General features: G+C 47.4%; 5 protein-coding genes. All 5 read left to right on the top strand.

Annotated elements, in window-relative coordinates; translation table 11 throughout:
- A partial coding sequence (locus KDK19_RS13805; protein ID WP_257276248.1) for a hypothetical protein occupies positions 1-217 on the top strand: 217 nt, incomplete at its 5' end.
- 122 nt (positions 218-339) lie between these two features.
- The gene (locus tag KDK19_RS13810) at positions 340-510 is read left to right on the top strand and encodes a hypothetical protein (protein WP_257276247.1); all 171 of its coding nucleotides are present in this window, start codon (positions 340-342) and stop codon (positions 508-510) included.
- Positions 507-959, top strand: coding sequence for a WD40 repeat domain-containing protein (locus KDK19_RS13815; protein ID WP_257276246.1), 453 nt, complete (start codon positions 507-509; stop codon positions 957-959). Before KDK19_RS13810 ends, KDK19_RS13815 begins: the two co-directional genes overlap by 4 nt.
- Positions 960-1,110: 151 nt before the next feature.
- A complete protein-coding gene (locus KDK19_RS13820) occupies positions 1,111-2,763 on the top strand; it encodes an F-box/WD40 repeat-containing protein (RefSeq protein WP_257292191.1) in 1,653 nt (550 codons plus the stop codon).
- A 285-nt stretch (positions 2,764-3,048) separates the two neighbouring features.
- The coding region (locus KDK19_RS13825) for an F-box/WD40 repeat-containing protein (protein WP_257292192.1) at positions 3,049-3,976 on the top strand (928 nt) is incomplete at its 3' end.

Below are 3,976 nucleotides of genomic sequence, written 5' to 3' on the forward strand. Positions count from 1 at the left end.
TGGTGATACACACCAAGAGATACTGGCAACAAGACGGGAAATGCGAGAGTACCAGAAGGAAAATCGGTTGCGCTTTGCACAGCGTGACCGTGAACTCTCAGAAATTAAAGCTACGATTGCTGCGCTTACTGAAGCCACCCATGCAGGCTTTAAACGTAGCGACGAAAAAATAGACCAGCTAGAATTACTCATCCGTCAACGCCTCCCCAACAACTAACACGCCACCTAATAATAAAATCCAGTGGATTGCCTGTCGGCAACCACTGACTTAAAGGGTTAGGTGTCTCTGTGCCGTCACTGTCTGGATTAACGCACAAGAAATAATCATAGGGTGAACGCATGAACCACGATAAAGACAAAGACGATACCTGGAATGCCATCAGCCGCATAGAGGTCAGTGTCAAAAACTCACAGGACGATATCAGGAAGCTGTACCTGCACAGCGTACGGCAGGAAGTAGCTGTTGAGTCAAATCAACCATCTTCAGCGCCGATGGCCGTCATCTGGTGACCGCCAGTGAAGATAAGACAGCAAAAATCCATGACCAGCAGACCAATGGGTCATGGCAACACAAAACCACCATTCAACACGATGGGGCGGTCAGATCAGCCACCTTCTGTGCCGATAGCCGCCATGTGGTGACCGCCAGCCATGACAACACGGCGAAAATCTATGGCCTGCTGGCCGATGGATCATGGGTAGAAAAAGCCACCATTTCTCACAAAGATTTGATCGAGTCAGTCACCTTCAGCGCCGATGGTTGCCTTGTGGTGACCGCCAGTTACGACAGTATGGCAAAAATTTATGGTCTGGGGGCCGATGGATCATGGCTGGAAAAAGCCACCATTCAACACAAGAAAGCAGTCCGGTCAGCCAACTTCAGCGCCGATGGCCAATTCGTGGTGACCACCAGTGAGGATGAAACGGCGAGAATCACTGAACTATGGAGCGGCGATTGAGGGTCGAACAGAACTCTTCTTTTTCATAGTGTCACCGAACTCAATGTTTTGAACTTTCATTAAAAAAACGACTCTAACAGACCGAATCAATTTCGAATGTCCTTTCTGACCGAGGATTAATAGTGACTTTCGCCCACTGCAGGAACCAGGCATGAACCCTCCGAACATCAATTACAACAATGATGGTTCACTCTCACCAACACTCAAGCAGCCTCGATTGAATGAAACCGCATCGGGTGTCAGTGCAGGCAGGGAGGTGAGTGTACAGGACAATATTGAACCTGCATTCTTCCATTTGCCCGAAGAGATACATGCCAGGATTATTCACCTTTTGGATTTTCGAGAGGTTACCCGTTTAGCAAAGGTCTGCAAATATCTTCACGATCTTGTTAAAAATGATAAAGCTCTGGAAAGAGCATGGTTTCGTCGGTTTCCTTCACCACACCAATATCAACTAAAGACCATCATTACTTCAAAAGATGATCAACAACTCCGTGATTGGTTGACACCGTTTGCCAATACGGACACTGTCGAGTCACTCATAAAAAAACGTGATACTGCTTATTTTCCTGCTCTGATCCTTTTCACCAAAAGCAAAATGATGTCTCAGTGTGAACTATTTAAACTGGAGACAAAAGCCAAAATCACCCATCGTGAAGAAGTCAATACAGCCACCTTTAGCGCCGATAGCCGCCATGTGGTGACTACCAGTCTGGGTAATACGGTGAAAATCTGTGGTCAGAAAGCCAATGGATCGTGGGAAACAAAAGGCATCATCACCCATGCTGGCTGGCTCAGATCGGCCACCTTTAGTGCCGATAGCCGCCAGCTGGTGACAGCCAGCCGTGATCACACAGCGAAAATCTGTAGTCTGCAGGACGATGGAACATGGGAAGAAAAAGCCACCATTTTTCATACTTGTTTTGTCAACTCAGCCATCTTCAGCGCCGATGACCGCCATGTGGCGACCGCCAGCCATGACTACACAGCGAAAATCTGTAGTCAGGGGGACAATGGATTATGGGAGGTAAAGGCCACTATTCAACACAGTAATGGGGTCAGGTCAGCCATCTTTAGCGCCGATAGCCGTCATGTGGTGACTGCCAGTGATGATAAGACGGCAAAAATCTATAGCCTTATGAGCGATGGTTCATGGGAAGAAAAAGCCACCATTAACCATGAGGGTAGGGTCTTATCAGCCACCTTCAGCGCCGATAGCCGATTCGTGGTAACCGCCAGTGAAGACAGCACGGCGAAAATCTATGACCTGCAGGCTGATGAATCATGGAGAGAAATAGCGACGATTTCCCATGATGATGTGGTCTACTCAGCCAACTTCAGTGCCGATGGCCGTCATCTGGTGACCGCCAGTGAAGATAACACGGCAAAGATCCATGAGGAGACCAATGGGTCATGGGAAGAAAAAGCCACCATTAACCATGAGGGCTGGGTTCTATCAGCCACCTTCAGCGACGATGGCCGCCATGTGGTGACCGTCAGCGTTGACAAAACGGCGAAAATCTACGGCCTGCTGACCGATGGATCATGGGTAGAAAAAGCCACTATTGCTCACAAAGATTTGATCCGATCAGCCACCTTCAGCACCGATGGTTGCCTTGTGGTGACCGCCAGTCGCGACAAAACGGCAAAAATTTATGGTCTGGGGGCCAATGGATCATGGCTGGAAAAAGCCACCATTCGACACAAGAAAGCAGTCCGAGCAGCCACTTTCAGCGCCGATAGCCGATTCGTGATGACCGGCAGTGAGGATAAGACGGCAAGAATCACTGAACTATGGAAGTAAGATTGATGATCAGATGAGCGTATAACCGACTAAAACAACCTGCAATTAAGCGTGTTTTGATGATAGCCGATTTAAAAACAGCCTTATGTTGAGAACCTGACTACAACTTTTGCAGCGAGCTCTCAATGAAAAAGTTCTTTCTGTTATTTCCCCGGATCAGCCCTGTTTTTGCTTAGTTTTACTGACCTTATTGTTATGAACTTTCATTTTTAAACCAGTTCTAAATTTCGAACGTGCTTTCTGACTGAAGGTAAATACTGACTTTGCAGCTCTGAGGGAACAGACATGCAAACTACAAACAGCAATTCCAGAATTGACGGTCCACTCACGGGTACACGTAAGAAACCACGATTGGAGGAAGCTTCAACAGGTGTCAGTGTGGGCATGGACGTTACTATACAGAACAAAATTAAACCTGCATTCTTACATTTGCCCGAAGAAATACATGCCAAAATTATTCGCAATCTGGATTTTCGAGAGGTTACCCGTTTAGCCAGGGTCTGCAAATATCTTCGCGATCTTGTCAAAAACAATAACGCTCGGGAAAGAGCATGGTATCGCCGGTTTCCTTCACCATGCCAATATCAACTAAAGACCATCGCTATGACAAAAAACAGGCAACAACTCCGTGGTTGGTTGAAGCCGTTTGCGAGTAGGGATACTGTCGAGTCACTCCTGGAACAACGAAAATGTAATTATTTTCCAGCCCTGCTCCTTTTCACCAACAGTAAGCTGATGTCTCAATGTGAAACATTCAAGTTAGTGAAAAAAGCCAGAATGTCTCAAAAGCGCCACATCACCAAAGCCACCTTCAGCACCGATAGCTGCCACGTACTGACCCGCAATATGGGTCGAGAAGTGAAAATCTATGGCCAGAAGACCGGTGGATCATGGGAAGAAAAAACCACTATTTCCCATGACAAATACATCTCATCAGCCACCTTCAGTCCCGATAACCGTCATGTATTGACGGCCTGTTATGCTGGCAAAGCGAAAATTTGTGAGCTGGGGGACGATGGATCATGGGAAGTAAAAACCGCCATTTCCCATCGTTATTTGCTCAGGTCGGCTAATTTCAGTGCTGATGGCGACCATGTTGTGACCGCCAGTGACGATGGGGTGAAAATCTATGGCCATGAGACCGGTGGATCATGGGAAGAAAAAGCCACTGTTCACCATGATTGTTCGGTCTACTCGGCCAGCTTAAGCTCCG

The organism is Endozoicomonas sp. ONNA1, assembly GCF_024606325.1.
Lineage (GTDB): Bacteria > Pseudomonadota > Gammaproteobacteria > Pseudomonadales > Endozoicomonadaceae > Endozoicomonas_A.